3 protein-coding genes are annotated in these 2,638 nt (G+C 51.9%); all 3 read left to right on the top strand.

The window, feature by feature from the left end; translation table 11 throughout:
• On the top strand, positions 1-505 hold a 505-nt coding region (locus VGM55_RS12315), incomplete at its 5' end, for a tail fiber assembly protein (protein WP_331635617.1).
• A 102-nt stretch (positions 506-607) separates the two neighbouring features.
• Positions 608-1,834 (top strand): RHS repeat-associated core domain-containing protein, encoded by a 1,227-nt coding sequence (locus tag VGM55_RS12320; RefSeq protein WP_331635618.1) that lies wholly within the window; start codon positions 608-610, stop codon positions 1,832-1,834.
• A gap of 51 nt (positions 1,835-1,885) precedes the next feature.
• A partial coding sequence (locus VGM55_RS27505) for an RHS repeat-associated core domain-containing protein (RefSeq protein ID WP_414648257.1) occupies positions 1,886-2,638 on the top strand: 753 nt, incomplete at its 3' end.

A 2,638-nucleotide genomic window follows, 5' to 3' on the forward strand; every position in this document is an offset into this window, starting at 1 on the left:
CACTGCCGGTATACGTTTTTTCGAATCAGAAGACGGGCAGGACTGGTATGAATGCCAGTCTTTGTTTGCGGATAACACGATAAAAATCATGTACGACAGCGAGAATGTGATTCGCTCCGTCATCGATAAGCCGGTGCCGGAGCGTGGCAACATTTATGCCGTGTCGATGTTTTCCCCTGAAGGGATGAGCGTCGCAGAAATCAGCGAGAAGTTACCGGAGGGATTCAGCATCAGGCGCGGGGAATGGGTATTCGACGGTAAAAAAGTGGTCCCGCGCACCTGGTCGAAAGAGGAACTAATTGCGCAGGCGCAGAAAACAAAATCAGTACTGCTTGATGAAGCCGCAGACGCGATAGCGCCGCTGCAGGATGCAGCGGATACTGAGATGGCAACGGAAGGCGAGTTACAGCAACTCAGGGCCTGGAAAACGTATCGCGTCCTTCTGAGTCGTGTGGATGTCAGTGCTGCGCCGTATATTCAGTGGCCGGAAAAGACGAGCGACTGAACACGCGAAAGAAACCACTCCCTCACATTTTACACCGGAGACAATATTCATTTCTCTTACCTTCCTGAGCGAAAAAAAACGGTGGTGAAGACGGAAGGATAAGTGTGGCTGCACTACGCCGTTAATTGCGAGGAGCAGTCATCTGTTCACTGCGAATTATCTACTAATTTACAGGGATTTATTATGACGAGTTGTGTTCTGGCTTTTAACGGGGAGCGTATGGACCCCGTAAGCGAAACCTATCATTTGGGCAATGGCTACCGCGCATATAACCCGGTCCTGATGCGTTTTACCAGCCCAGACAGCTGGAGTCCGTTTGGTGCGGGTGGAATTAACGCTTATGCTTACTGTGCAAGGGACCCGGTCAACCGGGCAGACCCGTCGGGCCATATGAGCTGGCAAGCCGGTCTGGGGATTGGACTGGGGATTCTGAGTATTTTCGGGGCAATATTTACCGGTGGAGCATCCATTGCAGCGGCTGGCAGCATCAGTGCAGCCCTTGCGGGAGCGTCGACAGTATCGCTGGTTGTGGGCACTGCTGCGCTGGTGGCGGATGTGACGGGAATTGCCAGTGCCGCAACAGAGGAGAGTAATCCTCAGGCTTCGGCAGCGTTGGGCTGGACCTCACTGGTGTTTGGAATATTGTCGCTGGGGGCGGGACTGGCTGGCAAACTTGCTGGATTGGTCAGGAGCAGAAGCATGAGGTCGGTTACTTCTGTGCGGGGTGTAGCCAAAGCTACTGGCTTGCCGACAATCTATGAGGCTGTTCCGGGGCGATTTAGCGAATCTTTAGAAATAAATCCGGTGAGTGTTTCAGTTTTAGGTTCTACCACGGGACCTGGTGCAAACGGTGCGGCAGATGTTAGCGAGGTTAGTTTTGCTTTTGAAGGCATTAAGAGTCGCAGGGCTTTGAATATACTTTCTCATGGGAATGATGGTGGCATAGTTCTTGATCCAGGCATAATGAATGCCCAACAGTCGTATAAGCATTTTATTGAAAATGTGAGGAATTTCACTGATTATGATGCTTATAATTTTTTAGGCTGCTGTTCAGAGCAGCTCGCCAGAGATTTTTCATCCATTGTCAGAAATAAGCAAGTTGTGGGTTTTTCAGGACTACTTTTTCAAAAAAATTCAGTCATCCTGAACGAAACCCTTGCCGAAGGTGATGCTTTTTGGCGGGTATCCCGTGGAGGAGCTTTAGCTCATGCATCAATGGACCTTCAGCGTGAATTAAGTCAATTACCCCGGCAGGCATTAACGTTTAAATTTAATGGCGTGGCCCGGACTTTCAGAAATGGTTCTTTGATAGATGCTGAGCCAATGTAAATAACCGAAATGTTAATACATTAACATTCTACAAACGGACTGGAGATATTCATGAAGAGCGGCATTCTGGCTTTTAGCGGGGAGCGTCTGGATCCCGTGAGCGGCACCTACCACCTGGGCAATGGCTATCGGTCCTACAGCCCGGTACTTATGCGCTTTACCCGCCCCGACAGCTGGAGTCCGTTTGGTGCGGGTGGAATTAACGCTTATGCCTACTGTGAGGGTGACCCGGTTAACCGGGCAGACCCGTCGGGCCATATGAGCTGGCAAGCCGGTCTGGGGATTGGACTTGGGATTCTGGGTATCCTCGGAGCCGTATTTACCGGTGGAGCATCCATTGCTGCGGCTGGTAGTATCAGTGCTGCCCTTGCGGGAGCGTCGACGGTATCGCTGGTTGTGGGTACTGCGGCGCTGGTGGCGGATGTGACGGGAATTGCCAGTGCAGCGACAGAGGAGAGTAACCCTAAGGCCTCGGCAGCGCTGGGCTGGACCTCACTGGCGTTTGGGATATTGTCGCTGGGGGCGGGACTGGCTGGCAGAATGGTGAAGCCGGGAACTAAAACAGTGGCGGCGGCGTCGAGGAACATTGATGGATATGCCTCAGAGCAGATTGCTGCCTGGGACCGCGTCGCCACACGGGGTCTGGGGAGAGGGAAGCTTCTAGGGGGAATGTCCAAGACAAATAGTGCGCTTGAAAAATTTGCACAAGGTCACCCTGACGATTTTAGACTAGTACTCAACAAGCTGTCAGGAAGGGATATTGACCAACTTCGTGCAACTTCTACCACTATGCACAATGCAGTT

This window comes from Cedecea sp., assembly GCF_036500665.1.
In the GTDB taxonomy this organism is placed as follows: Bacteria; Pseudomonadota; Gammaproteobacteria; order Enterobacterales; family Enterobacteriaceae; genus Cedecea.